Here is a 23,939-nt window from a genome sequence, read left to right as displayed (position 1 = left end):
TCCTGCATACAATGAAGGTTGCGCTCATTGGTGGAACAGGCAACATAGGGGAAGGTCTCGCTTTCAGGCTAAAACTGGCAGGGTATGACATCATAATAGGCTCAAGAAGTGAAGAAAAGGCAAAGTCAAAGGCAGAACATTTTAACAATCTCGTTGAAAGTCTTGGTGGGAAGGGAGACATAGAGGGCAGGCTGAACGATGAGGCCGCAGAACTGGCAGACGTGGCGGTCATTACGATTCCCTGGCAGCATGCCTTTGAGACAGCTGAAAGACTCAAAAACAAGCTGAAGGGGAAGATTGTAATCTCACCCATTGTACCAATGGTCGTGGAAAACGGCATTTTCAGATACACACCACCAGAAGAGGGTTCTGCAGGATTGAAGCTTCAGAGAATTCTTGGCGAGAGCAGCGTTGTCGTTGCGTTCAACAACATCCCTGCAAAAAGGTTCGCCAATCCTGCAGAGAAATTCGAGTGGGACGTTGCAGTATGTTCAGACGATGATGATGCAAAAAAGGTGGTAATGGAAATCGTCTCAAGCATAAAAGGTCTCAGAGCTTTTGACGCCGGCAGTCTCGACAGTTCAAGGACTATTGAGGCACTGACACCCATGCTCATAAATCTGGCAAAGAAAAATAAAACAGTGGAACTGGGAGTGAGGTTCGTCTGATCATTGAAGCAGTTTCTCCTCCCACTCTTTCAGGTAGGCAGAACTTTTGGATACATCAGCAAACAGCTTTTCTGCCCGATCAACGTCCTGTACTTCAATTTTTCCGGAATTTCTGATCTTTGCGATTTCGTTTGACGGGGCGAGAAGCTGTATTGCATACCTGAGACTGTACCTCTCACCAATGTCAGTCAGCCTTTCGAGTGCTTCGTCGTCCACGAGCAGACCCATCTCTGCAGCTCTCGTTTCCACAATCAGCCTTATCTCATCCCTGCTGTACGGTTCAGTCGTTATGATCAAAAGCCTGTCAAGCAGGTCGAGGGGGATGCCGTGAGGGGATACCTCGTCCGTCCCCCTTATCCTCGCAAAACCTCTGTTGGATGCGAGAATTATTATCGGTGCCATTTCGCTCTCCATTGCCCTGTTCATGAAGGCGAACAGTTCGATGTCCATGAGGTGTGTCTCGTCGATGAAAAGAACACCCGGAATCAGTTCCGCAGTTCCCTGCTCTATCCACTCCTTGACCTGCTGGTCAACCGCCTCTCTGATCTCGTTGTCTATCTCCCTCGATTCCGAGCTGAACAGGCTGAATATGCTCCCCCTTCTTGCCCTCGCCTCGTCCAGATCGTGAAGGGTCACCACAAACGTGTATTCCTTGTCCTTCTCTATATGTCCATCAGGCCTTTCCACAAAGTCGTATTCGTCAATATCGTATTTCCTCGACTCCTTGCTCCTGCCAACCCTCGAAATCCTTCCGGTTTCCCTGTCGATTATTATGACATCTCCCTCCGAAATTCCAGAGTACATGAACTGTAGTGCAAGCCTGCTGCCCACACTGAATGTCTTCTTTTCCTTCTTTGTTGCGAGGGTTATCGTTGCCGACTCCGGAACCTTCTGGGTTGGATTGTAGGGGTTGGGAACCATGTTGTAGTTTATCTCAACAACTTCACCCTCAAGCACTCTCCTTGTCTCCCTGATTCTCACTCCAATTGCCTTGCGCATTGTCTGGAGAAGCGCCTCGGTTTTCTTCATCTCACTGCTGTAAAATTCACTCGCAGAAATCTGGACAAACGGGATATCCTTCCCCAACTCCTTGCTTATCGCAACGGCTATCGCTGTTTTACCGGTCCCCGGTGGACCAGCTATGAGAATTCCCCTGCCAGCCATTTTTCCTTCCCTGATCAGCCTCACGATTATGCCTGCAGCCTCTCTTGCTTTCTTCTGCCCGACAAGTCCACCTCCAATGTCCCTTGCGACAAGATTCTCGTCAAGTCCGAGACCTGTGATGTGTGAATGGGCGCTGTATCGCTCAAATTTCTTGGCAATCTCCCTGATCTCCTCCATGAGAATCACCCGGCTTTCAATGGATATGAGTTTCAATATAAATTTTTCTGTATATCCGGTGCAGATTGCTCATGCCCATAAAAGACCCGGCAAAACCAGATAGAAATGTTCAAAAATAGGCGGTATTAAAAAAATTAAAAAGTCAGTACCCCATCCTCACCACGAATTCTGTGGCGTTTCCGGCATCAAGTTCTGCAACAACCTTCACAATCTCCCCCGACTGAACGAGGCTCACGTCACTGTAATACGGAGACTTCTGGAAGTTTGTCTCGATCTCAGGCCCAACCTTCTCGGCGTATGTGGAGCTGTTGAACTTGAAAACTCCAATCAGCTTGAGAGTGCCATCTACATCCTTAACCACGCTGGCACCAATTGCCTCCGCCCCCTCGTAATAGAGTCCTGCTGATGGGACTAGACGCATTATGAAGCCGTCAGGCAGGTCATCGACCACGGTCCTCACAGACTCGCTGTAATCATAAAGAGAGGATTTCGCCCCCTTCATGTTATCGATTATCCCCATGACAACGTCTTTTTCCCCAAAAATCAGCATGTTCTCCATCACTGCAATTGCGCCATTGTCATTTGACTGCGGTGTCCAGAATTCCACGCCCTTGTATTCACCCTGGCTGAATTCGAGATTGTTCAGAGCGTTTCGAACACCCTCGATATCAAAACTTCCGGTAATTGCTCCCCAGCCTATGCCCCGGACATAGGAATCGATGTCCTCAGCATTTACAGAGAATGTCAGATTGAAAACACGGAGTCCTTCAACCAGCATGGCGTATGCATTCTGCATACCCGTATCTTCCCTAATCTGCTTCAGGTTTGTGTACGAGATTACACCATTAGTCAGATTGGCAGGCGCAATTTTTGATATGTCCTTTATACCACCTGCATAATTCTCTTTCATCTGGTCAGATGGGGCTATACCTGCGTTCTGGTCAGAACATCCGCTCAACACGGCGACGACCAAAACTCCGGCAAGCAGCGAGAGCACAAAAACCACATACGATTTGTCCACATCATCACCTCATTTTTCAGAGCCTAAACAGCAACGTCTTTCCCCGGGCTGTTTGAGACCACACATTACAAGCTATTCAGCGCATCATATTTAGTAATTTCCTGAGTGTTTTCAGCAGATATGTGTCGGACATGCACTCGGGCATGCTGCATTTAAACCACACAAATCCAAAGTGGAATTACTCAGGTGAAGGTATCGTGTCAGAAAGCAGAACGGTTCGGGAGTCAAAAAGTTATTAAATCGATATCTTGTTACTTAATAAACATGAAAGTCAAAAATATTCTGTCTTTTTTCCTCATTCTGATTCTGTTAGCCCCATACGCCAATGCACAGTTTGCAAACTATACTGAAAGGCAGATAAAGGCAGTTGCGGTCGTGAGTGGTGAGAACAAGGGTGCAACCATAGACATCTCCGTAATAGTCACCCCCGGAACAGGGAGGGTTTTCGTGTCGGTTTCTCCATTTACCGAAATAGACATGCAGGGCAGCGCACAGCTTGCCGCTCTGACTGCCTGCGATCTGACAGGAAACGATTTTCTGAAGCATGACTTTTTCTACACCATTGAAGCGAAATCCACCATCGTTGGCGGGCCCTCAGCAGGGGCCGTGATGACAATCGCCACAATTGCGGCTCTCGAAAACCTGACCCTCAGAAAAGATGTCTACATGACCGGAATGATCTATCCCGACGGAAGCATAGGCCCGGTTGGAGGGATAAAGTACAAGCTGGAGGCTGCTGCAGAGAACGGAGCCAAGATATTTCTGATCCCCAAGGGTCAGAGATATGAAAAGGTCCTTGAAACAGAGAAAACTCACAAAGGCCCGTTCATAATTGTCAACACAGAGACAAAAACCGTGGACCTTGTAAAATACGGACAGTCACTCGGCGTCAAAGTTGTTGAGATCGAAAATATCACCGAGGCACTGAAATACTACGCCGGGGTTGAGCTGAAGCACGAGGAGGGTAAGCTGGAAACCGAGAAATACGCCGACCTGATGAAAATCCTCGCTGAAAGAATGAAAAAAGACGCAATGGATCTGTACAAGGAATTTGAAAAGATTGCGGATTCTGAAACGAAAAAATCCATTGACGAGAGACTCAAAAAAGGTGAAGAATACTACAGCGAGGGATATTACTACTCGTCGACAAGCACCTATTTCACTGCCAAGATACTCATGAGGGAAGAGATATACAGATCCAAGATAAAGGACGATTCATCGTTCAGCTTGGAGGCGAAGGTCATCAGAGACGAGATAGAATCCACCAAGAGGGTCGCTGAGTCATACGAAATGGGTCTCGCATCATTCCAGATAGTTGGAGCTGCGCAGGAAAGACTTGCAAAAGCTGAGAATTACCTCGAAAAAGCGACCACTGCCAGCAACTGGGACGATGCCATCGCAAATCTCGCACTTGCAAAGGAGAGGGTCGAAAGTGCAAAGGTCTGGATGTCTCTCCTGCCGGAAATTAAAGAGGATACAAGAATGAACCCTGACGAAATAAAGAGGAGGGCAGATTTCTACCTGAGCATGGCAGAGTCCCTGTTCGTTTATGCCGGGGAAATAGGAGGAGTGCAGTCACTCCTTTACGGTGATAGCTCGGCTGACGAGAGCTTGAAGCTCGCTGAAGAACTCTACAACAACGGTTACTATGCCGGAACGGTTTTCTCGGCAATAGACAGCATGGTCAAATCCGCAATATCCATCGAGGTCCTCGCAATAAACAGCGATAAAGACCTCAACGAGAAAATAAACACCTCAAAAAGCTCTGTGGAGAACGCAATAGGCATTGCCGAGAAATACACAATACCTATGCTCCCCTATGCATATTACGAGTTTGGAGAGACATCGGATGGGGTGTGGAAGCTGTACTACTACAAGCTCTCGGAAAGAATAGCGAAAACACTGGTGGCTATAGGTGGCAAGGAGAGCGTTGAGCTTGTTGAAGTCAATTACAGGCACCCTGAAATGAAAATAACGCCGGAAGTCCCAACAATAGTGGAAAGACAGATAGAGAAAATATTCAGCCTGCCCGGATTTGAAAGCACCGTTGCTGTTACAGCACTGTTAGCAGGCACAGCAATCCTGCGGAGAGTGTGGCGAAAAAGTTAACACCTGCATTGTTCAACATACCTTTTTTCTCCAGTGTTGCCCCGAGAACGCTATCCACATGAACCCCGACAAATCCTGCAACCATGGAAACCAAAGCCTCCTGGAGGGTGAGAATTCCAAAAAGTGATGCAGAAAGGGAAATCAGTGCGGCTCCCGTGAGAGCGGCAATTTCGCCCCTGACCGAGATCCCTCCGCTTTCTCCCGCCGTTATTCTTTCGAACGTCGTGATGAGGTACACCCTCTTAGCCATCTTGCCTATCTCACTGGCCATTGTGTCTCCAAGAGCGGTTGCAAGGCTTGCGGTAAATGCGAGGGCAAACACCCGTTCGTCCAGGTAGCCGAAATTCAGGGAGAAAAACAGTGCCGGAAAGCTGTTGGCAAAAACATTCACATATCCTCTCGCCCCACCTGCAGGCTCCCCAACTCCGAGCCGTTCCTTTTCTTTATACCGGTATTTCGTTACAGCAGACCCCACAGCGTAGAAAAGGAGAAGAATGACAAAGAATTTCAGGTTTGCAGATACGATTATGAGCATCCCCGTTATAGTGGCTGCCATGAGTCCTGTTTCATCCGCAACACCGGCCCGGTAGGCAATCATGCTGAGAACGAACGCGAGCAGAAATCCAGTGATCAGCTCGACTTCACTGACATCTATCCTGTAGATTTCGAATGCGATGAGCACAGAGAGGTTCGTGAGTACCAGAGGGATCGAATATGATGTGTTCTCCGCAGCATGCATTATCAGGGTCGTGGCAAGTGAAACTGTCAGAGAGATCAGCAAAATCAGAGTGAAATTCCAGGGGTTGGGAAAATAACTCAGAAAAACCGTAGACATTGCGAAATAAACCGGAATTGAAAGGTAGTAGGGCATTCTAACTCTCAGTGATGACACGAAAATCGCAGGCACGACAGTGTAGGCAGGTATGAGATTGAAATGAGCAGATAAAGTCAGAAATATGAAAAGCAGAATGGCGAAAAAAGAGTCCTCTTCAAAGTTGCCCCTGAGTTCAATTTTACGGATTTTTGAGGCCCGGTAAATCAGAAGTGCGATTGCAAGTCCGGTAACCCCCATCACATCCAGTTTCGGGTACAGGTATGCCAGGAGCGCCAGTGCTATGTCCATCGGGAACATTTTTATTTGCGTTTGAATAAAAAGGTATCCAAATGATCGAACTCATTTACAGGCTCTACATCAGAAAACTCGAAAAAGAGGTCAGAGGAAAAAACGTTCCAGCTCACATTATGGTCATCACCTCATTTAAGGAAATAAACGAGGGGTTTAACGGCGTCCGAAGTTTTATCAGGTGGTGTGACAGCTTCGATGTGAGAGAGATTACGTTCGCCATAAACGGGAATGCAAGTTTTGAAAACCTGAAAAAACTCGCATACAGGATCCCCTACCGGGCATGTATCGTTACAGAAAACACGACTCTTGAAAAAAGCGGTGAGGGCAGGGTAAAGGTTTTTCTGAACGCTCTGAGTGGGAGGAGGGAGCTCGTTCAAATTGCAAAAGAGCTGGCAGAGGAGGTTCTGGAAGGAAAGGTCATGCCGGACGCAATAGATGAAAGAGAGATCGAAAAAAGATTGAGGGTAAAATCCGAACCTGACCTTATACTCCGGGCCAATTTCGAGCTTGACGATTTTCTGATATGGCAGAGCATATACAGCGAGCACATGTTTTATGATGTTGACTGGAAAAACTTAAGATACATTGACTTTTTGAGAATCCTGAGAGAATACCAGAAGAGGGAGAGAAGATATGGAAGATAGATACCTCAAGACCGTTAGGGTTCTGGCGGATTATCAGTTCGGAAGAGGTGCCGGAAAAGCGCTTTTTCCGGAATCATGCCAGTTCATAGTATCCAGAAAAACCGGAAAAATCAGACAGATTATGGATGACGGCAGGAGAATCGCCACAATCAAACCCGAAAGTGGCTGGCTATCCATAAGCATAGAGGGTGCAAGGAGACTGAAGGACCTGCTTCCATATCCCCAGCTGCGAGTTGTGGTTGACAGCAGGGTTGCGGAGTTCATTGCTGAAGGCAAAAACGTCTTTGCAAAGCATGTGGTCGATGTTGACAGCACCATAAGGGCCAACGACGAGGTTATCGTGGTCGATGAGAGCGACAATCTGCTTGCCACCGGGAAAGCCGTTCTTTCTGCCTTTGAAATGCTTGAATTCCAGAGGGGTGTGGCGGTGGACGTGAGACAGGGGGTAAGAAAATGAAGAAATACAGGCTCAGCAGGGACGGAAAAACCCTGATAGTGGGGAAAGACTCGATAGTTGACAAGCACCTCAGATTTGATGGAACCGTTTTTGCGGGAATCCTGTCAAGTTTCTGGGGCAATATAGAGGCCAGTGAGGTAAAGCTTGCCGGAAGGAACTTTGTTGGGGGATCAATACTGTGCGAAAAAGCAATTATCGGGCCAAAAACTGAGTTCAACGAGATTGTTGCCGATGGAAACGTTCTGATTTTTCCAAAGTGCAGGGGCAGATTCGTCAAAGGCGATTCAGTTATAATAAAGGAAGGAAGCGTTATAGGGTTCGTGAAGGCCAACAGAATAGTCATAGAGGGTTACGCAAAGATCGGAAGGCTCGAAGGGGGAAAGATAATAGTGTCTAAGTCATAAACCTTTCCTCAAATGCCTTCAGAACCTCAATCTCTCCCACCACCGCTATCTTAGATCCGGGTTCAATAACCCCGTCATGCCTGACGGCACCGTCTTTCTCAATACCCAGAATTAAAACATCATCAAAATCTTCCACTCTCCTCCCCACCAGTGGGGAGTTCTCAGAAACTGTGTAGGTTCTCACGTGGATGTTTTCATAGAGGAGCCTCTTCTCCGCCTCCTCCCTGAAAATCGTCGAGAGGATCATCTGAGACGTGATCGTGGATATATCCACCACGTAATCTGCCCCGGCAATGCTCATCTTTTCCCTGTAAGAGGGGTTGTTGCACCGGGCAAAGACCAGCAGGTCCTCTTTTTTCTTTTTGATCATCATTATGCAGAGCAGTGCATCAACGTCATTGGGCAGCGCAATAATCGCCGCAGAATATTCATCAAGATCGACAAATTCGTAAAGCTCCTCGGATAGTGCGTCTGTCTTGATGAAGTTCACGCCGTCCATTCTCGTTTCAGATATATCCACTGCAGTAACCTCAATATTCCTGGACAGCAGAATTCTGGCAACAGCCCTTCCAACGTCTCCGAAACCGATCAGGAGAACCTTCATGATGCATCCCTCAGCAGTCTGTAAAGGTCTCTGTCTTCCCCAAACGCAAGGATTATGCTCCCCTCACCAATCCGGTAGTTTCTGACTGGCCTGAATACGAGACGCCCTTCTCTGCAAACAGCTATTATTTTCACGTTGTATCTGTTCTGAATGGTTTCAACGGTTGATCCCGCCAGTCTGGACTTCCTTGGCAGCATTATTTCGGTGATTCCGTGGTTTGCCAGGATTTTTCTTATATTCAGGACACCCCTCTGCTTTTCCGTGAGGATGTTGGCGATGTGAACTCCAGCAACGCTCTTGGGTGTTATGACCTTATCAACCCCTGCATAATGGAGATACTTTGCGTAACGTGGGTCCGAAACCACGGCAAGTTTCTGAACGCTCATGTCCTTTACAGTTATCAGCACATCTATGCTCTTCTCCACCTCCTCCCACATTATGACGATTGCCATTGCCTTCTCCAAGTTTGCGGTTTCGACCACGTTATCCATCTGCGAATACACCACACTGTAACCGCTCTCTATGGCCTGTATGGCTTTCTCCCTCGAATTCTCAACGATGATGTAGTCAATACCCATTTTCTCAAGCTCTTCCACAAGGAACGGTGTGAGTCTGGTAAACCCGAAAACAGCAACATGCCTCTCAAGCTCAGCTTTTTCAGGGAGTTTCAGAAGAAATTTCCTTTCGGCCCATGGAACAACTATGTAGGGAAAAGCTATGCCGAAAAGAAATGCAATGCCGTAAATCTGCACAAAGATCGAAAATATTTTTCCTGTGGGTGTTTTCATCACGATGTCGCCATAACCCACGGTTGTCATCGTGGTTATTGTCCAGTAAATCGCATCAACAAACGAAACCTCATCACCCTCCATCTGCTTGATGTGGTATGCAACTACAGAAATAACTAAAATTGTAAAAATAAATAGAGATACTAATAAAATTGCTCTCCTTCTCATTCAGGTTTTCCCATGAGTTCAAACTTTTTAAGTATTTCTCCCTCTTTTGAGTGTGGTGTTCTGTAAACCGTATCGTTGCTCTTCTCAATCTCTCTTGCCTGGTCGGCAAGCAGCGCCGCAACCCTCATCATCTCGTGGGCAGATGCAACGAGAGGTATGTATTTCTCGGGATCTCTCTCGATGAAGCATCCCTTAACGTCGATGTCCGCGACCTTCTCAGCAATGAAGTATGCCGCCATTGCCTTGGCCTTTGCATACGGATTCTGGAAGTTTCCGGCCTTAACTGCTTTCTGAGCAGAGATCACAATCTTCGGCAGCTCAGGAGTCTCGCCCTTCTTGACCGCCTCAATAACCCTGTCAAGCTCCTCCTGGACGATCCTGAAAGCACCTGTTGCCGCAAGAACCTTTACCACATCGGAGTTGAACAGGGCCATTTCCGTTGGGTCAAGGAACTCTCTCCTCGCACCAATCATCGAGTCAGCGTTGATGAGGATATAACCAAAGCCCTTCTGCTCAAACTCCTCCTTGGCCTTCTTTGCAGGCGCGTCGCTGATGACTATCACGGGCTTTCCTTCGAATGCTTCCCTCGCTGCCTTAGGTCCGGGAAGTGCCGCATTCGGGGATATTACTATAACAACGTCCGGGTCAAATTCCTTGAGTTTTTCAGCAACAACAGCCTCTTCAGGCTGCATTTTTGCACCGCTTGTAACTACCCTAACCTCAATATCTCCTCTATCCGCTCTCTCATCAAGAAGATACTCCACAAGGAGAGCCGTGCCAATTGCACCCATTTTCAGAACTCCAACCTTCACCATAATATCACCGAAATTAATAGATAATAATGCGGTTAAAACATTTTCTTTTTTTAACGGAGTCTGACAGATCAGTCATTCACCCCCAGAAAATTGGCACAGCAGGAATTCAAAGGAATGAACCCGCTATTTTTTTGATCAGAGCGGGTTTCTTTATCATCTTCAGGGCAGAAGGGATCAGCCTGATAAGCGAGGATGGAGAATCCATGTGTATTGTCGAGAAATCCACATCCTTTCCAATTTCAATGAGGAAATCATATTCAGAATCGTTGAGAATCCCGTAAAGCTTCTGAATGCTTTCTCCAGTCCGGTACTCCTTCCCGAGCTCACCCAGATATGCTTTCCTGAATGCCTGCAGATCAGGAAAAACCTCTCCAAGGATCTCAGATGCTCTAAGCAGGTAATACAGCCCTCCACCCGTGTACGGCTTCACCATTCCTGCTGAGTCACCTATCAAAACCGCATTAGCCCTGACAAACTCCGCCAGCCCTGCAGGTATTGCTCCGGCATTGACCTCCAGAATGCCACCCTTTTTTCTACGGGACACATCCGGATGTTTTTCCAAGAGCACCCTGAGATGCTCGTCAGGGTTACCTCTCGAAACCACACCCACCCTCGCCAGATCATCCTCCAGCGGTATCGCATACGCAAAAAACCCATCCGAATAACTTCTGCCAAAGTACAGCTCCACCATCTTCTCATCAAGAACCTCGAACTCCATGAGGTACTGCTTAGCCACAAAGAATTCCGGTCTTCTGAAGCCCAGATCCCTCGCAACCCTGCTTTCAGCCCCGTCAGCGCCAATCACAACATCGAATTCAACGAATTTCTCACCCTCGGGCGTGATTATCCTCGCCTTCCTGTCTCCGACCGCATCAACTTTTGATTTCACAACCACCTCTGAAGATTTTGAGGCTTCTCGCAAAAGGAGCTGATCAAAGATTTTCCTTTCAATAACCACGGCTCCCGAGCTTCCGTAAAGTTCAAGGTATTTTCCAGATGGAGAGAAAAAGAATGCACCTCTAATGCTGTTCAGCAGGGCCTTTTTAACATCAACATATTTCGAATATGCTACGTAACAGTCCTCACTTATCAGCCCGCCACACTTAACAGGAAACCCTGACGCTGATTTGGCCTCAAAAATCGTTACCTCTGCCTTTTCCCCGATATTTATGGCTGATGTGCTTCCCGCTACGCCCCCACCAGAAATCAGCACCCTCAACAGAAAAAATTTGAGGTCAGGATTTTAGATTTATCGCTTTTCTCACGGCATCCTCCTTTGTGCTGAAATCGCTCATGTACTGCAGGAAAATCACCGATGCTGAAACGCTCCCACCACCATGCAACGCTCCAATGTAATGGGAGCTTGTAAGCCAGAACTCAATGAACTTTATCAGCCTGAGCCTATCCTCCGCACTGAAATCCTCTGCCCCTCTGACATATTTTTCCACGTATCTGCCTGTTTCTTCGCTCCTCAAATCGAACTCGGATGGTGCAGTCCCTGGAATTCCTCCCGCTATGTCCGCAAGATGCCTCATGGCCTTCGCAAAACCCTCAACACCTATAACCTTCCCGGCATTCGCCATGATCGCATCCGGCAGCCAGACCCCGTTTTTCTCGACCCCTTTCACCGCAGCGCCTACGGCAATGGCGTAAGCTCCTTCAGAAACAGCCGACATCTCACCAAGTTTTGACCTGAGAGCCTGAACCTTTTCGAGACCATTCGCCCTGATCATGAGGCTTGCTGCACCTGTCATCGAATCCACAAATCCCGCCTTGCACGCTGCACCAACACACCTGTGAGAGTTCGCAAAGGCAGTGAGCAGTTCCCGAACCTTCTTCAGATCCCCGTATATGAAAACCCTTTCCCACGGAACAAAAACCCTGTCGAGGACAACAGTGCAGGTAATCCTGTCTCCGTAAGGATTTCCGCGTTCAAATTCCCCACCATCACGCTGTTTGGCCTGCATTCCTGTGTTCTGAAGGATGTACTTCACACCCCTGTCTTCGGGTTTGAGGGCGAACGCTACCGCAAACTCTTCCTCGCCTTCCCTGAAGGTCTGTCCCGGCAGGAAAAAGTTCACGTCAGCAGCGAAAGCACCACTCTGGTGTATCTTTGCCCCCTCAACAATTATTCCGTCTTCTCGTTCCTCAACAACCCTGACATACATTTCTCTCTGCTCCGAAGGTCTCCTGCTTCTGTCTCCCTTTGGGTCCGTGAGGGCAGAGGTGCATGCGTAATCATTCTCCTGAATCTCTCTCAGCAAGCCAAGAAACCGATCTCTCTCATCCCCTTCAAGAACCGACATAAACGCGTTTATCGCATCCGCCCCCGGACACCTGTAATTGCACGTTGCAAGTCTCATGCTCAGCTCTCTCTGAAAATCGTACCTCTTGATCAGATCATCAGGAGTTCTGCAGCAGGTGTTCAGAATGTTGACCTCTCTGTTGACAAGCTCCGAGTACGTGTGGTATCCCTTCTCCTTTGCCAGATCGTAGGTTATGGAGATTGCCTTTAAAACTGGCTCCACGTTGGGATGGTCAAAACCAACCCTTTCACCCATGACGTACATGTCCCTCGAATAGCATTTTATTCGCCTGATATATTCATCCCCATTTATCATGATGTTAACGTTACGTGAAATTATTTATCAATTTTGATTTTTCACAAAGAACGGATCAGTCATATCACCCATGCGGACGGCGCCATAACCCATAAGTTCAGAGAGAGCAGGGCTGCCACCTGTAAAACCATACCGGTACGGAAACCTTTAAAACAACCCCGTAAAACCATTATCCATGATTTTTACAAGATATGAAAACCTCTGCAGTGTGTGCAATTCTTCCCTCTTCGAGAAAGAAATTGAGGGCAATATCTGCCTGAAAGAGAACAAACCCCTCTGCCTGCATCACACTGATGAAATAACCTCTGAATTCATCCAGTTTTTTGAAAAGGCCATAGGAGAGCCGAGAAGCATTCAGATATTCTGGGCCAGAAGGATATTCCAGAATGAAAGTTTTGCTACCGTTGCCCCTACAGGAATTGGAAAGACGTCCTTTGGCATAGCTATGGCACTCTTCCTCGCCGGGAAGGGAAAAAAATCCTATCTGATTTTCCCAACCACCCTGCTCGTGGATCAGGCCGTTGAAAAAATCTCCCAGATTTCAGAAAAGGTCGGAAAGAGAGTGGGACTTAACGAACAGTCAGATGTGACTGTGTGCTACTACCACGGCAAAATGAAAAAAAGTGAAAAAGAGAGCTTTTTTGAGACTCTCGAAAGCAAAAGCTACCATATCCTGATAACCACCACAGCATTCCTCTCGAAGAATTTTGAAGAGATAAAAAACACATTCGACTTCATTTTCGTGGATGATGTAGATGCAGTTCTGAAAGCTTCAAAAAACGTGGAGAGGATAATTCAGCTTCTCGGATTCGTCAGAACGAAGGACGGCTGGAGGGGCACAGCAAAGGGAGTGCTGATGGTTTCAACCGCCACAGCAAAGAAGGGGCAGAAGGTGAGACTGTTCAGAGAGCTGCTCAATTTCGATGTCGGAACGACAACCCATTCGGTAAGAAACATTGAGGACATAATGATCGAAAGCTCAGATATCGAAACTCTCAGGAAAATCCTCAGGAGGATGGGTAGCGGCGGTGTGATCTACGCCCGCAGCACGGAGGAGGCGGAAAAAATTTACGAGTCGCTGAGAGAGGAATTCAAAATAGGGATTGTAAGTGCGAAAAGCAAAAAGGATTATGAGAGGTTCGAAAGGGGCGAGATCGATCACATCGTCGGAACAGCATACTATTACGGAACGCTCGTCAGAGGTCTGGACCTTCCCGAAAAAATAAGATTCGTGGTCTTCGTAAAGGCGCCAGTTTTCAGGGTGAAGATTGAGGATCTGGACAGTCTGAGCAATAACATGCTAAGAACCCTCGCCCTGATATTCAGAGACGACGAAAGGGTGAAAAAATACATACCATACCTCAGTTCCCTGAAGGAAGGTCAGGCTGATCAGCTCAGATCGGCACTAAGGGAAATTCTGCAAGAGGGTAACAGACGCGGAAAGGACGTTATTATCAGGGAAATGGAAATAATATTCCCGGACATCAGAACCTACATACAGGGATCGGGGAGAGCGTCAAGGCTGTTCGCAGGGGGCATCACAAAGGGTGCCAGTTTTTTGCTCGAGGATGAAGAGGATGTGAGGAACGCGTTTATCGAGAGAGCCAGATACTACGATGTGGAATTCAAAAAAGCCGAAGACGTTGACTTCGATGCACTGGTCAAGGAGATAAACGAATCCAGGCAGAAGTTCATGAAACGGCATGAAATGCAGGACCTGATCAAACCAACCCTGTTCATAGTGGAAAGTCCCACCAAAGCAAAGCAGATAGCCCGGTTTTTCGGTCAGCCCAGCATCAAGGCCTTCAACTACGACAGTGGAGTGTCGATAGTATATGAGGTGCCAACCGCAGAACGTGTGTTGCTGATCACTGCAAGCCTGGGGCATATCACGGACCTGATAACAAACAGAGCATTCCACGGAGTTGAGGTAGAGGGAAACATATTCAGGCCAATATACTCGTCGATAAAAAAGTGTCGCGATTGCGGATATCAGTTCACTGAGGAGAGAGAAGACTGCCCCAGGTGCGGAGGTAAAAATGTCGATGACTCAAAGAGAAGGATAGAGTTTCTGAGAAGGCTTGCAAAGCAGACAGGACATGTTATAATAGGGACGGACCCCGATTCCGAAGGTGAAAAAATCGCATGGGATATTGCAAATCTTCTGAAGGGTTGTGGGGAAATAAAAAGAGCAGAATTTCATGAGGTTACGAGGAGAGCAATTCTGAAAGCGCTGAACGAACTGAGAGACATTGACCAGAACCTCGTCAGGGCCCAGATCGTTAGGAGAATAGAGGACAGATGGATCGGTTTTGTTCTGAGTCAGAAGCTGTGGGAGGTGTTCAAAAACAGAAACCTTTCAGCAGGCAGAGCCCAGACCCCTGTGCTGGGATGGATAATCGAGAGGTTCAACGAGAGTCGGGAGAAGAGAAAAGTTGCATTCATCGAATCACTCGGTCTTTACCTTGAGGATGTTGAAAGCGATACTCTGGAGATTGAGATACAGGTTCTGGAGAGAAGGGTCGAGAGCAGGACACCTTTGCCCCCGTACACAACGGATACCATGTTGAGGGACGCCAGTAACATACTGAAGGTCCCGGCAGGAGAGACCATGAGACTTGCCCAGGAGCTTTTCGAGAGCGGCCTGATAACTTATCACAGAACGGATTCCACCACGGTGAGCGAGGTCGGACTGAGGGTGGCAGAAGAGTACCTTGGAGAGGACTTTGCCGGGAGAAGGTGGGAGGCCGAGGGGGCGCATGAGTGTATCAGACCCACAAGACCTTTAGACAGGTACGATGTGCAGAGACTGATTCAGGAAGGAGTCATTCAGGCGGAGAATATCACCTGGAGACACCTCTCACTCTACGACCTGATTTTCAGAAGATTCATGGCCAGCCAGTGTAAGAATTACGAGGTGGAGATTGTCAGATACAGAATAACAGCAGATTCAAAGGAATTTGACGAGGAGAGGGCTGTAAACGCCAGAGGAAGGGCATTTGAACTTTACAAATCTGTGTGGGTCAGGAAAGAGCTGCCAGAAGGAAAACATAAAGTTAAAGCAAAGCTGCTGAAGGTTCCGAAGGCTCCGCTGTACACTCAGTCCGACGTCATATCGCTCATGAAGGAGAGGGGGATCGGGAGGCCATCCACCTACGCCACAATTATTGAAAAGCTGTTTCTGAGAAAATACGTGATTGAACGTGGCGGAAAACTGATTCCGACAGAGACCGGAAGGAACGTTTTCGACTACCTCGTGAAGAACTACGAAAAGTTCGTATCAGAAAGCAGAACGAGACTGCTGGAAGAGAAAATGGACGAAATTGAGAAGGGAATTGCAGACTACATTGATGTGCTTGAGGACATGTACACGGAGATTTCGGAGATATCATAGCTTTTCCATTACGGATTCTTTTTTCTGCTCTATACTGCCCCCCTTCACCCTGCTGTCTATCTTTACCACCATGTAAACCCTCCCGACACCCATCTCCACCAGTCTGTCATCTATTTCCTGCAGGAGTTCCCCAAGTTCGAGATAGTTATCCAGCTCTACAGAAGTCCCCATCGAAGAGAGTTCATATTTCAGATTCCTGCTGCGGATAACCTTTAAGACCTCAGCAACATACCGGCTGACAGACTCCCCAGCACCCACCGGCACAACAGATATTTCAGCGATCATAAAGAAAAATGGACAAAACCGGAATAAAAATTTTAAAAATTGTTTATGGAAAGATTAAAGAACGTCGATACCACCAAAGTTCTTTGCAACCATTGACGGGACCGGGTGCGGTTCAGAGGTGCTGTGGGATTTAACATATCCGCTGCTCTTCTTCCTACCGTTTCCGGAAAAATGTGCGAATTCCTCCTCCTTGGCTGCAAAAGCTTTTTCAGGGTTCACCCCTGTCATTATCGCAGTAACCCTGACGATACCCTCGAATTCCCTGTCAATCCTCGCACCCCAGATGACCATTGCACTGTCTGAAATCTCGAATGTAAGGTCCCTGACTATCTCCTCTGCCTCCTTTATCGAGAGATCGGGTCCACCGGTTATGTGGATCAGTGCACCCGTCGCACCCCTGTAGTCGACCTCGAGAAGCGGATGAGACAGGCAGTCTCTGACGACTTCCTGAGCCTTGTTCTGGGACTTTGCTTCACCAACAAGCATCACTGCCACACCGCCATGCCCCATGATTGCCCTGACATCAGCATAGTCGATGTTCATCAGGGACGGTTTGGTAATTGTATCAACAATGCCCTTTATCGTCTCAGCAACGATCTGGTCCATAACGCTGAAAGCCTGTTCTATGGGCAGGTTTGGAACATACTCAAGGAGCTTGTTATTATCCAGCACAATGACCGTGTCAGTGTGCTTCTTCAGCTCCTCGAGTCCCTCTCTTGCTTTTTCTATTCTTGCCCTTTCAACGCTGAACGGCATCTGAACCATTCCGATAACTATCGCACCCTGCTTCTTTGCAATCTCTGCAACGACCGGAGCGGAGCCAGTTCCGGTTCCACCGCCAAGGCCTGCACAGACGAAAACGAGATGCGCATCTCTTAGCAGATCCTCAAGCACGCCCCTCGCAAGTTCCGCTGCTTTCCTTCCGATTTCAGGATATCCTCCTGCTCCGAGACCCTTCGTGAGGCTTCTTCCAATCAGGATCTTTTTATCCGCCTTTATCATCTCAAGATGCTGTCTGTCAGTATTGATTGCAATTGTCGTAACTCCATCCACGCCTATATTCTTCAACCTGTTCACGGTGTTGTTTCCACTTCCACCACAGCCCACAACAACTATGTTTGGTGTTCCAAACTCCTCAATCGAGAAGTTCTGTCTCTTGCTTTCCATTTCCCTTCTATAATATTCCTGAGCATCTCTAATAAACGACTTCATACATTCTCCCCTCTCCACCTAATTTCGTCACCAAAAACTTCCTTCATTTCTTTCCGCTTAACATTCATAAAAAGCCTGAGAGCTTCTCTGATAACTTCACTCGTATTAGCGTAATCACCACTTGCAACAAGCTGTTCGATAAATTCGTACTGCTGGTCCGTGACACGGATAGATATTTTTCTCATCACTCTTCGCCCCTTACAGGTGAAATTGGGGAGGACCACAGTCCTCCCGCCGGAGACCGCCGCCACCCAATGGGTGACAAAGATGCAACATTAGTCCCCATTTGTCGGACAATGTACTATTGATGTCCACCTATAAAAATGTTTCTATTATCATAATGAGATAAGACCCAGAATATGCCGGGTCGGGTGGCTGAGAACATCTCAGCCAAAAAAATTGAATGTCAGAATTCAGAGAAATACAAGCGCACATCTTTGATAATGACAAATCATGCGGATGCTGCCATTTTCAGCTTATGTAAAAGCTCTGAAGGACTCTTCACAGGATAATCAATTCTGTCAAGCAGCTCCTCGATCCTGTACTCTCTGCCCTTTTCCTTCACAAGTATCCCTGCAAGCCTTTCGGCAAGCTGCTCCTTCCCAGCAGGGAAATCGAGGCCCTTTATCTTAGAAAGTACCTGAACCGCCCACGCAATCTCCAGAATTTCTGTCATCTCATCGTTCAGCGAAACTTCATCCAGATCCAGTTCTCCAGATTCCTTCAAAGCTCTGTATGCAAGCTTTGCGATGCCTCCCGCCATGTGTTCTTTAGGCCTTTCCTCAAGCCCCCCTCTGATATAGTCCAGAACCTTCACATCATCGGCAGTTGCTATGTTCTTTGCGGTTGCCTCAGTGATCCCGAGCTCCCTCGCAATCTCGGAATAGGTTTTGAGAGCCTCATTCCTGAGAACAATAACGTAAGCCGCCTCGGCCAGTGAAGGCAGCCAGGTAAGATTCCGGTATTCAACGAGCTTTTTCAGCCCTCCGAGAATCTCTATGCTCTTCATGAAGACCTTTTCTGCCATCCTGTCCACATCTCCACCCTTTGGCCTTGCAATAATCTCCATAACCCCACCACCTCCCCCCGACAGTTCTTCACCTTATTTTCGATTCTACGTAATCGCTTAGAGGGGAAATGATGTCCACCAGTCCGGTATCGGTGATTTCAAAAACCCACGTCTTGCTGTCGTGGGCAGTCAATCTGCAACCATCGATCCTCAAAGTTCTCAGAACCTCTCCAAGAGGCAAACCGTAGAGATTGACATCCCATCTCGTCTCGATGAGTTTCTTGTCAAGAACTATCGTGCCATCGACGATGTGCGCAACTGCCAGACCTCCTGCTGCCTCAGCACTTTCACTTGCCTGAGCACTTCTCTTCTGCGAGACCAGAATACCCGTCTGCCTGAACTTTTTGAGGAAGTTGAAAACCTGACGCACAATCTGCCTCGCCATCACCTCTTTATGTTCATACAGGCCGGTAATGCTGTCAATAATAACATTCGACGTTTTTTTCTCCCTGATGGCATACGCCATCGTATCTATGAGGGCTCTTACATTTTCCCGGAGTTCGTCGCTTTCGGCAGCATCAATAACAACAATGTTCTCCTCCACCCTGGAGAAATCAGCACCCATCGCCTCGGCCTTCTGTTTCAGGGCAGTGTAGAGAAAATTGGCCGGACTTTCGACAGTGACAAATAGAACCCTGTAGCCGCTGTTAGCCTGAGTTACTGCAAACTGTTCTGCAAACACACTCTTGCCTGTATCGGGTACACCGGTGATGTTCATAACGGCAAGGTGGGGTATCCCTCCGAGAGGTTTCTTAATGTACCTGTCTCCCTCCCTCTCAATCCTGTAAAACATGTCATCGAGTTTCGTCCCTGTCGGAATCCCGAAGAGCTTTGGAGCCTTTGTCTCCAGTTCCTTCAATTCATAATATCTCGCCACGGTTAATATTATGCAGTATTGAGTATAAAAAATTTTGTATCATACTAAGATGTTAGGGGAAAAGATTAGAATGATAAAAAACAAAGTATATCCGTGAAGTTTGAAGAGTGGACGAAATCGGAAGACCCCGAAAAGGCTGAAGAATTGAGAAGAAGATTCAAAATGGCAATAAACAACCCGATAAGAAGGAAGATTCTGACAGAACTTTATGGCGGGAGCAGACGTGCCCACGAGCTTGCTGATAAACTCGGAGTGGAGGAAAAACTCCTGAAATACCACCTGGACATTCTGACAAAGGGCAGCTGCATAGAATTTCGTGAAGACAGAATTTACCTGACCGAAGAGGGGAGGGTTCTGACCGAACTCATCCTTTCAAGAGGGTGATCATTGATTAATGTTTTATACCCTGACAGCATACATTAATACGGTGGGCTAGGCCGGGGGGTTCGGCGTCCCCTGTAACCCGAAACCGCCGTTACGCGGGGGCCGAAGCCGACGGAAGGCCTGGAAGGCTGGGGGGTAAAGTCGCCCCGCCCTGCAGAGTCTCCGTCCCAGGGGGCCGGCGGTCATGGTTGGGCTTCCCGGAGGGGATGTCCGCCATGTTTGCCGGAGGAACCGGCTCAGGCCCGGAAGGGAGCAGGCTAACTCCGGACGTTCGGCGCTCCTGGGGGTGCGGAGAGGAGGGGAGGGGCGAAAATAACCCTCCAGCCAGAAGGGTCGACCGGAGGCGCGCCCACCTCTCATTCCATTAATATTTATTAATCCACAGCCCATCCAACCGTATGGATTTCAGAAAAGGGCTTGCATTCAGCACACCAATTATCCTCGGCTACTTTCCGGTCTCGGTTACATTCGGTGTTCTTGCCAGAACAGCAGGATTTACAGAACTCGAAACCTTTCTGTGTTCATTACTGATTTTTGCCGGAGCCAGCCAGTTTGCCCTCATTTCTGCAGCCACATTCCCGGAATCAGTTATAGTGCCGGTGTTTCTCAACCTGAGGCACCTCGTTTACAGCACTATCGTGCATAGAACAGTGAAAACAGGAAAACCCTACCTCACTGCTTTCGGGCTAACAGACGAGGTTTTCGCCACCACTGTGTCAACAAAAGCAACGGAGAAGTTCATACACGGTCTGGAAATCGGCGCATACTCGGCATGGGTTTTTGGAACACTGGCTGGCATATACTTCGGCAACCTTCTGATATCCACTCCCCTTTATCCATCACTCGTGTTCTCGATAACCGCACTATTCTTCGTTCTTCTTCTCCCCAGCATCAGAAGACACCGGGTTTCCGTTATGGTGGGCGGGATCATTTCAGCAATTTTCCTTTTTTCAGGACTTTCATCTCTGGCAGTTATAGGGGCAGGAATTCTGACACCGCTGCTGACAGCAAAAGCGGGAGAGGTGTTGAAATGGAGAGGCTGATCGCAATTCTTGCAGTGGCTTTGGGGACATATCTTGCGAGAGTCCTGCCATTCTATCTGTCAGATCGGATCAATATTGAGTCAGCTGAAAAATATCTGTCAAGCTCTTCAGCGGCAATAATCTCTGCACTGTTTGTAACCTCCTTTTTCAGCACAGAGCCGGACGTGGGCAAATACCTGACCAATACCATCGCTCTGATTTTCATAGCGCTTGTGTATTCCAGAACAAAAAACGCTGGCATTTCAATAATGCTGGGAGTCATCATCCATTTCACAATACTCTCGGTAAGCAAATTATTTTAACCCCACTAAATTAGTGAAGACGAATGGTGAAAAGCTTAGAAGAGCTGAAGGGTTACCAGATCGTGGGGAAGCACTCTGCGGTGAAAACTTGCCTGTGGCTCAAAAAATCCCTGAAAGATCAGGGTTACTGTTACAAGCAGAAATTTTACGGAATAGCAAGCCACAGATGTTTGCAGATGTCTCCTGCACTGATATGCAACTTCTCGTGCATCCACTGCTGGAGGCCCCTCAACCTGATGCCTCCATTCGAAAGCTGGGATGAGCCTGAATTTATTTTCGAAGAATCGATTAAAGCCCAGCAAAGGCTTCTGAGCGGTTTTCACGGTACCGAGGGCGTGAATAAAAAAAAGCTCAGAGAGGCTTACGAACCAAACCAGGTTGCAATCAGTCTGATTGGTGAGCCGACTATATACCCGAAAATTGCGGAACTCGTGGAAATTTACAACAAAAACGGGTTCACGACGTTTCTCGTTACAAACGGAACAAACCCGGATGCTGTTGAAGCTGTCAGTCCCTATCAGCTGTATCTGAGCATTACGGCCTGGAACGAGGAGTCCCACAGAAGGTTGCAGAACGCCGGTTTGTGGGACAGAATAGAGAAAACGATGAAGATAATGTCGGAGAAAGACACAAAAACGGTGATCAGGCTGACGCTGATAAAGGGGATAAACATGGAACCTGAAAAGTTTCTGGATGTAATAAACGCCGCCCAGCCTGAATACATAGAGGCAAAGGCATACATGCATCTCGGACATTCAAGGTTGAGACTCAGCAGGGATGCGATGCCGGAACACGATGAGGTAAGGGCTTTTGCCGAACGCCTCGCAAAACTGAGCGGATATGAGATAAAGGACGAAAGCGAGATTAGCAGGGTGATTCTTCTTGAGAGATGAATTTTTCGAAAAAATCAGGCGTGAACTTGAGGAAAAAGAAAAGATGAGGGAAGAAATCATAGTAAAATCAAGAAAAGTCAGACTCAGCAGCTCAAAAGCGATTGCAAACGTACACAGGGAAGATCTAAAAGCTGCTGAGGAATATCTGAACAACGCCCTCTACCTTGCCGAAGATCTGCTGAATTACAGGGAAAAACACCCAGATCAGTTTTACCTTGCCCACGATGCGCTTCAGGAGCTTGTTGAGGCATACACATTCACACACATCGTTCAAGAATTGAAAATTCCCGAAAGGTTTCCGGTCAGCATACCACAGGCGTTGCTTCCAGGAATGGCCGACTGCATCGGAGAGCTGAGAAGGTTTGCGCTGACGATGATGGTGAAGGGAGAGAGTGACGAAAAAATCAGGAAGGTTGTCGAGATCATGGAAGAACTCTATCACATACTCATTGAATTCGATTTCCACGACAGGCTTACTGGAAACCTGAGACCAAAGCTGGATGTGGCCAGAAACTCCATAGAAAGGACCAAATCAGATCTGCTGTCTGCAAAACTTATAAACCTGCTCGATAAATAAAAACGCAGGTTTCAGGCCAGATTCAACCCGGTTTTAAATCCCCTTGATGAATTTTTCAATATCCGGGGGGAGGTCAATCCTGTAGCCCTCTGACTGGAGTTCGAACAGAAATCTGTCGTTTATCGGTCCGTCACTCTCGAGGATAAATTTTCTAACCTCATTTTCATATTCACCATGAAGTGTGAAAACATTGGCAAATAGCCTTGAAATCAGTATTTCATCCCTCCTCTGCTGCGCCCCCTTGATTACCAGAGAGATAACAGTTCCTCTTTTGGCCTCAACCTTGTTGATCAGGTTACTCAGAAACAGATACACCTTTTCAAGCCCATGAATCAGAATCAGTTCTGAAACCAGAGTGAGGCAGATCGCGGGCACATCACTTACAGTCTCCAGATATCTGGAAAGCTGGATATTTATCTCATTGAGGTTTGCGATGTTTATCCTTCTCGAATTGATGACGTCCAGCCGCACCTTCTTCCCGTACGATCTTGCGATATTCTCAGCTACCTTTGGATTCTCTGAAGAGAACCACAGAACCTTATCCGAAATTGTCGAGGAGATGTTATAGGCCAGAGACGGGCCTCCATATCCGGGATCTGCCAAAATTATGGTATGAGACCTCATCAACATGCACCAGCGTGTTTGTCATGATTGGATACCACAGAGGTGTGTGGTCAAATATTCAGTTTTGTTTTCTTAAATATTTTCCCAATAATCACTATCATCATCCACCAGAAATGACCCTCAAAACCTTGACCTCACCAGGCACAATTTCAGAATCGATGGGGACTGGTTCATCGTTTCGTATAACAACGACGGTTTCAGGGTTTATTCCAAGAGAGCTGAGAAGCTCCGAATACCTGACGCCAGGGTCAGCTTCAATTTCCTTTTCTCTAAATTCGAAACCTCCCAAAAAAATGAATTTGGCCTTAATCTTCTTCTGGGAGGACCTCTTTTGCGACTTCATGAATGTCCCTCTCATCACGGGGGTTTTTAATATCATCAACATTTTTCAGGAGAAGTTTCTCATCTTTCATGCTTTCCTTTTTCGTACCTTTTCTTTTGAAAAGTCTCCAGTTAAACCGCCTCATACTCGATCACAGTATAATATATGTTATTTCAACTATATTAATCTTC

26 protein-coding genes and 1 other RNA gene are annotated in these 23,939 nt (G+C 47.4%); 12 read left to right on the top strand and 15 right to left on the bottom strand.

Features of this window, described 5'->3' with window-relative positions; translation table 11 throughout:
- Positions 1–11: 11 nt before the first annotated feature.
- Positions 12–668 (top strand): NADPH-dependent F420 reductase, encoded by a 657-nt coding sequence (npdG, locus tag LPQ35_RS09300; protein ID WP_193807496.1) that lies wholly within the window; start codon positions 12–14, stop codon positions 666–668.
- On the opposite strand, the gene LPQ35_RS09295 is transcribed toward npdG, so the two are convergent.
- Positions 669–2,009, bottom strand: a complete 1,341-nt coding sequence (locus LPQ35_RS09295) for a RuvB-like domain-containing protein (RefSeq protein ID WP_193807563.1) — start codon at positions 2,007–2,009, stop codon at positions 669–671. It abuts the gene before it with no gap.
- Between the two features lie 142 nt (positions 2,010–2,151).
- Complete coding sequence (locus LPQ35_RS09290; protein WP_193807498.1) at positions 2,152–3,030, bottom strand: hypothetical protein; 879 nt, start codon at positions 3,028–3,030, stop codon at positions 2,152–2,154.
- A gap of 264 nt (positions 3,031–3,294) precedes the next feature.
- Between LPQ35_RS09290 and LPQ35_RS09285 the strand changes: the two genes are divergently transcribed.
- On the top strand, positions 3,295–5,139 hold the full coding sequence (locus LPQ35_RS09285) for a S16 family serine protease (RefSeq protein ID WP_193807500.1): 1,845 nt from the start codon (positions 3,295–3,297) through the stop codon (positions 5,137–5,139).
- Here the strand turns inward: LPQ35_RS09285 and LPQ35_RS09280 are convergent.
- On the bottom strand, positions 5,084–6,262 hold the full coding sequence (locus LPQ35_RS09280) for a TIGR00297 family protein (protein WP_193807502.1): 1,179 nt from the start codon (positions 6,260–6,262) through the stop codon (positions 5,084–5,086). The genes LPQ35_RS09285 and LPQ35_RS09280 overlap by 56 nt on opposite strands.
- A 41-nt stretch (positions 6,263–6,303) precedes the next feature.
- Between LPQ35_RS09280 and LPQ35_RS09275 the strand changes: the two genes are divergently transcribed.
- The 3 genes from LPQ35_RS09275 to LPQ35_RS09265 are packed head-to-tail and all read left to right on the top strand — an operon-like array spanning position 6,304 to position 7,770.
- A complete protein-coding gene (locus LPQ35_RS09275; protein ID WP_193807504.1) occupies positions 6,304–6,909 on the top strand; it encodes an undecaprenyl diphosphate synthase family protein in 606 nt (201 codons plus the stop codon).
- Positions 6,899–7,366 (top strand): PUA domain-containing protein, encoded by a 468-nt coding sequence (locus tag LPQ35_RS09270; RefSeq protein ID WP_193807506.1) that lies wholly within the window; start codon positions 6,899–6,901, stop codon positions 7,364–7,366. The genes LPQ35_RS09275 and LPQ35_RS09270 overlap by 11 nt, the downstream gene beginning before the upstream one ends.
- Positions 7,363–7,770 (top strand): hypothetical protein, encoded by a 408-nt coding sequence (locus LPQ35_RS09265; protein ID WP_193807508.1) that lies wholly within the window; start codon positions 7,363–7,365, stop codon positions 7,768–7,770. Before LPQ35_RS09270 ends, LPQ35_RS09265 begins: the two co-directional genes overlap by 4 nt.
- Here LPQ35_RS09265 and LPQ35_RS09260 read toward each other — a convergent pair.
- From LPQ35_RS09260 to LPQ35_RS09240, 5 genes are all read right to left on the bottom strand, one after another.
- On the bottom strand, positions 7,760–8,374 hold the full coding sequence (locus tag LPQ35_RS09260; protein WP_193807510.1) for an NAD-binding protein: 615 nt from the start codon (positions 8,372–8,374) through the stop codon (positions 7,760–7,762). The genes LPQ35_RS09265 and LPQ35_RS09260 overlap by 11 nt on opposite strands.
- Complete coding sequence (locus LPQ35_RS09255) at positions 8,371–9,330, bottom strand: ion channel (protein ID WP_193807512.1); 960 nt, start codon at positions 9,328–9,330, stop codon at positions 8,371–8,373. Before LPQ35_RS09255 ends, LPQ35_RS09260 begins: the two co-directional genes overlap by 4 nt.
- The gene (locus tag LPQ35_RS09250) at positions 9,327–10,148 is read right to left on the bottom strand and encodes a F420-dependent methylenetetrahydromethanopterin dehydrogenase (protein ID WP_193807564.1); all 822 of its coding nucleotides are present in this window, start codon (positions 10,146–10,148) and stop codon (positions 9,327–9,329) included. Before LPQ35_RS09250 ends, LPQ35_RS09255 begins: the two co-directional genes overlap by 4 nt.
- 103 nt (positions 10,149–10,251) lie before the next feature.
- Complete coding sequence (locus tag LPQ35_RS09245) at positions 10,252–11,358, bottom strand: NAD(P)/FAD-dependent oxidoreductase (protein ID WP_346297727.1); 1,107 nt, start codon at positions 11,356–11,358, stop codon at positions 10,252–10,254.
- A 22-nt stretch (positions 11,359–11,380) separates the two neighbouring features.
- Positions 11,381–12,766 (bottom strand): 4-hydroxyphenylacetate 3-hydroxylase N-terminal domain-containing protein, encoded by a 1,386-nt coding sequence (locus tag LPQ35_RS09240; protein ID WP_203218969.1) that lies wholly within the window; start codon positions 12,764–12,766, stop codon positions 11,381–11,383.
- 175 nt (positions 12,767–12,941) lie between these two features.
- Between LPQ35_RS09240 and rgy the strand changes: the two genes are divergently transcribed.
- On the top strand, positions 12,942–16,160 hold the full coding sequence (gene rgy / locus LPQ35_RS09235) for a reverse gyrase (protein WP_193807517.1): 3,219 nt from the start codon (positions 12,942–12,944) through the stop codon (positions 16,158–16,160).
- Here rgy and LPQ35_RS09230 read toward each other — a convergent pair.
- The 5 genes from LPQ35_RS09230 to LPQ35_RS09210 form a co-directional block, all read right to left on the bottom strand.
- Positions 16,155–16,445: an MTH1187 family thiamine-binding protein gene (locus tag LPQ35_RS09230; protein ID WP_193807519.1), complete on the bottom strand. Its 291-nt coding sequence runs from the start codon at positions 16,443–16,445 to the stop codon at positions 16,155–16,157. The two genes, rgy and LPQ35_RS09230, sit on opposite strands and share 6 nt — an antisense overlap.
- 54 nt (positions 16,446–16,499) lie before the next feature.
- Positions 16,500–17,657, bottom strand: a complete 1,158-nt coding sequence (ftsZ, locus tag LPQ35_RS09225) for a cell division protein FtsZ (RefSeq protein ID WP_193807521.1) — start codon at positions 17,655–17,657, stop codon at positions 16,500–16,502.
- The gene (locus LPQ35_RS09220) at positions 17,654–17,842 is read right to left on the bottom strand and encodes a type II toxin-antitoxin system ParD family antitoxin (protein ID WP_193807522.1); all 189 of its coding nucleotides are present in this window, start codon (positions 17,840–17,842) and stop codon (positions 17,654–17,656) included. The genes ftsZ and LPQ35_RS09220 overlap by 4 nt, the downstream gene beginning before the upstream one ends.
- A 266-nt stretch (positions 17,843–18,108) precedes the next feature.
- Positions 18,109–18,726 carry a KaiC associated regulatory domain-containing protein gene (locus LPQ35_RS09215; RefSeq protein WP_193807523.1) on the bottom strand — a complete coding sequence of 206 codons (618 nt, stop codon included), beginning with the start codon at positions 18,724–18,726 and terminating at the stop codon, positions 18,109–18,111.
- Between the two features lie 28 nt (positions 18,727–18,754).
- The gene (locus LPQ35_RS09210; RefSeq protein WP_193807524.1) at positions 18,755–19,603 is read right to left on the bottom strand and encodes a KaiC domain-containing protein; all 849 of its coding nucleotides are present in this window, start codon (positions 19,601–19,603) and stop codon (positions 18,755–18,757) included.
- A 93-nt stretch (positions 19,604–19,696) separates the two neighbouring features.
- Between LPQ35_RS09210 and LPQ35_RS09205 the strand changes: the two genes are divergently transcribed.
- From LPQ35_RS09205 to LPQ35_RS09180, 6 genes are all read left to right on the top strand, one after another.
- Positions 19,697–19,987, top strand: a complete 291-nt coding sequence (locus LPQ35_RS09205; protein WP_193807525.1) for an ArsR family transcriptional regulator — start codon at positions 19,697–19,699, stop codon at positions 19,985–19,987.
- A gap of 41 nt (positions 19,988–20,028) precedes the next feature.
- Positions 20,029–20,342, top strand: an RNA gene (gene ffs / locus LPQ35_RS09200) — signal recognition particle sRNA.
- Between the two features lie 43 nt (positions 20,343–20,385).
- Positions 20,386–21,030, top strand: coding sequence for an AzlC family ABC transporter permease (locus LPQ35_RS09195; RefSeq protein WP_193807526.1), 645 nt, complete (start codon positions 20,386–20,388; stop codon positions 21,028–21,030).
- Positions 21,018–21,332: an AzlD domain-containing protein gene (locus LPQ35_RS09190; protein ID WP_193807527.1), complete on the top strand. Its 315-nt coding sequence runs from the start codon at positions 21,018–21,020 to the stop codon at positions 21,330–21,332. The genes LPQ35_RS09195 and LPQ35_RS09190 overlap by 13 nt, the downstream gene beginning before the upstream one ends.
- 23 nt (positions 21,333–21,355) lie before the next feature.
- Entirely contained in the window at positions 21,356–22,225 is an 870-nt protein-coding gene (gene twy1, locus LPQ35_RS09185; RefSeq protein ID WP_193807528.1) for a 4-demethylwyosine synthase TYW1, read from the top strand.
- Positions 22,215–22,802 carry a translin gene (locus tag LPQ35_RS09180; RefSeq protein ID WP_346297630.1) on the top strand — a complete coding sequence of 196 codons (588 nt, stop codon included), beginning with the start codon at positions 22,215–22,217 and terminating at the stop codon, positions 22,800–22,802. Before twy1 ends, LPQ35_RS09180 begins: the two co-directional genes overlap by 11 nt.
- A 33-nt stretch (positions 22,803–22,835) precedes the next feature.
- On the opposite strand, the gene LPQ35_RS09175 is transcribed toward LPQ35_RS09180, so the two are convergent.
- Positions 22,836–23,426, bottom strand: a complete 591-nt coding sequence (locus tag LPQ35_RS09175; RefSeq protein ID WP_193807530.1) for a hypothetical protein — start codon at positions 23,424–23,426, stop codon at positions 22,836–22,838.
- 100 nt (positions 23,427–23,526) lie between these two features.
- On the bottom strand, positions 23,527–23,769 hold the full coding sequence (locus LPQ35_RS09170) for a MoaD/ThiS family protein (RefSeq protein ID WP_193807531.1): 243 nt from the start codon (positions 23,767–23,769) through the stop codon (positions 23,527–23,529).
- Between the last annotated feature and the right edge of the window lie 170 nt (positions 23,770–23,939).

Origin of the sequence: Geoglobus acetivorans, assembly GCF_039641995.1 — an archaeon.
Taxonomy (GTDB): domain Archaea; phylum Halobacteriota; class Archaeoglobi; order Archaeoglobales; family Archaeoglobaceae; genus Geoglobus; species Geoglobus acetivorans.
Note: the sequence above shows the minus strand (reverse complement) of the source record. Positions and strands in the feature narration are given on the sequence as shown.

Bases quoted from the DNA above. Each gene is read 5' to 3' on its own strand.
- npdG (WP_193807496.1), top strand. From the start codon at position 12: ATGAAGGTTGCGCTCATTGGTGGAACAGGCAACATAGGGGAAGGTCTC.
- LPQ35_RS09295 (WP_193807563.1), bottom strand. From the start codon at position 2,009: ATGGAGGAGATCAGGGAGATTGCCAAGAAATTTGAGCGATACAGCGCC.
- LPQ35_RS09285 (WP_193807500.1), top strand. From the start codon at position 3,295: ATGAAAGTCAAAAATATTCTGTCTTTTTTCCTCATTCTGATTCTGTTA.
- LPQ35_RS09280 (WP_193807502.1), bottom strand. From the start codon at position 6,262: ATGGACATAGCACTGGCGCTCCTGGCATACCTGTACCCGAAACTGGAT.
- LPQ35_RS09275 (WP_193807504.1), top strand. From the start codon at position 6,304: ATGATCGAACTCATTTACAGGCTCTACATCAGAAAACTCGAAAAAGAG.
- LPQ35_RS09270 (WP_193807506.1), top strand. From the start codon at position 6,899: ATGGAAGATAGATACCTCAAGACCGTTAGGGTTCTGGCGGATTATCAG.
- LPQ35_RS09265 (WP_193807508.1), top strand. From the start codon at position 7,363: ATGAAGAAATACAGGCTCAGCAGGGACGGAAAAACCCTGATAGTGGGG.
- LPQ35_RS09260 (WP_193807510.1), bottom strand. From the start codon at position 8,374: ATGAAGGTTCTCCTGATCGGTTTCGGAGACGTTGGAAGGGCTGTTGCC.
- LPQ35_RS09255 (WP_193807512.1), bottom strand. From the start codon at position 9,330: ATGAGAAGGAGAGCAATTTTATTAGTATCTCTATTTATTTTTACAATT.
- LPQ35_RS09240 (WP_203218969.1), bottom strand. From the start codon at position 12,766: ATGATAAATGGGGATGAATATATCAGGCGAATAAAATGCTATTCGAGG.
- rgy (WP_193807517.1), top strand. From the start codon at position 12,942: ATGATTTTTACAAGATATGAAAACCTCTGCAGTGTGTGCAATTCTTCC.
- LPQ35_RS09230 (WP_193807519.1), bottom strand. From the start codon at position 16,445: ATGATCGCTGAAATATCTGTTGTGCCGGTGGGTGCTGGGGAGTCTGTC.
- ftsZ (WP_193807521.1), bottom strand. From the start codon at position 17,657: ATGAAGTCGTTTATTAGAGATGCTCAGGAATATTATAGAAGGGAAATG.
- LPQ35_RS09220 (WP_193807522.1), bottom strand. From the start codon at position 17,842: ATGAGAAAAATATCTATCCGTGTCACGGACCAGCAGTACGAATTTATC.
- LPQ35_RS09215 (WP_193807523.1), bottom strand. From the start codon at position 18,726: ATGGAGATTATTGCAAGGCCAAAGGGTGGAGATGTGGACAGGATGGCA.
- LPQ35_RS09195 (WP_193807526.1), top strand. From the start codon at position 20,386: ATGGATTTCAGAAAAGGGCTTGCATTCAGCACACCAATTATCCTCGGC.
- LPQ35_RS09190 (WP_193807527.1), top strand. From the start codon at position 21,018: ATGGAGAGGCTGATCGCAATTCTTGCAGTGGCTTTGGGGACATATCTT.
- twy1 (WP_193807528.1), top strand. From the start codon at position 21,356: ATGGTGAAAAGCTTAGAAGAGCTGAAGGGTTACCAGATCGTGGGGAAG.
- LPQ35_RS09175 (WP_193807530.1), bottom strand. From the start codon at position 23,426: ATGAGGTCTCATACCATAATTTTGGCAGATCCCGGATATGGAGGCCCG.
- LPQ35_RS09170 (WP_193807531.1), bottom strand. From the start codon at position 23,769: ATGAAGTCGCAAAAGAGGTCCTCCCAGAAGAAGATTAAGGCCAAATTC.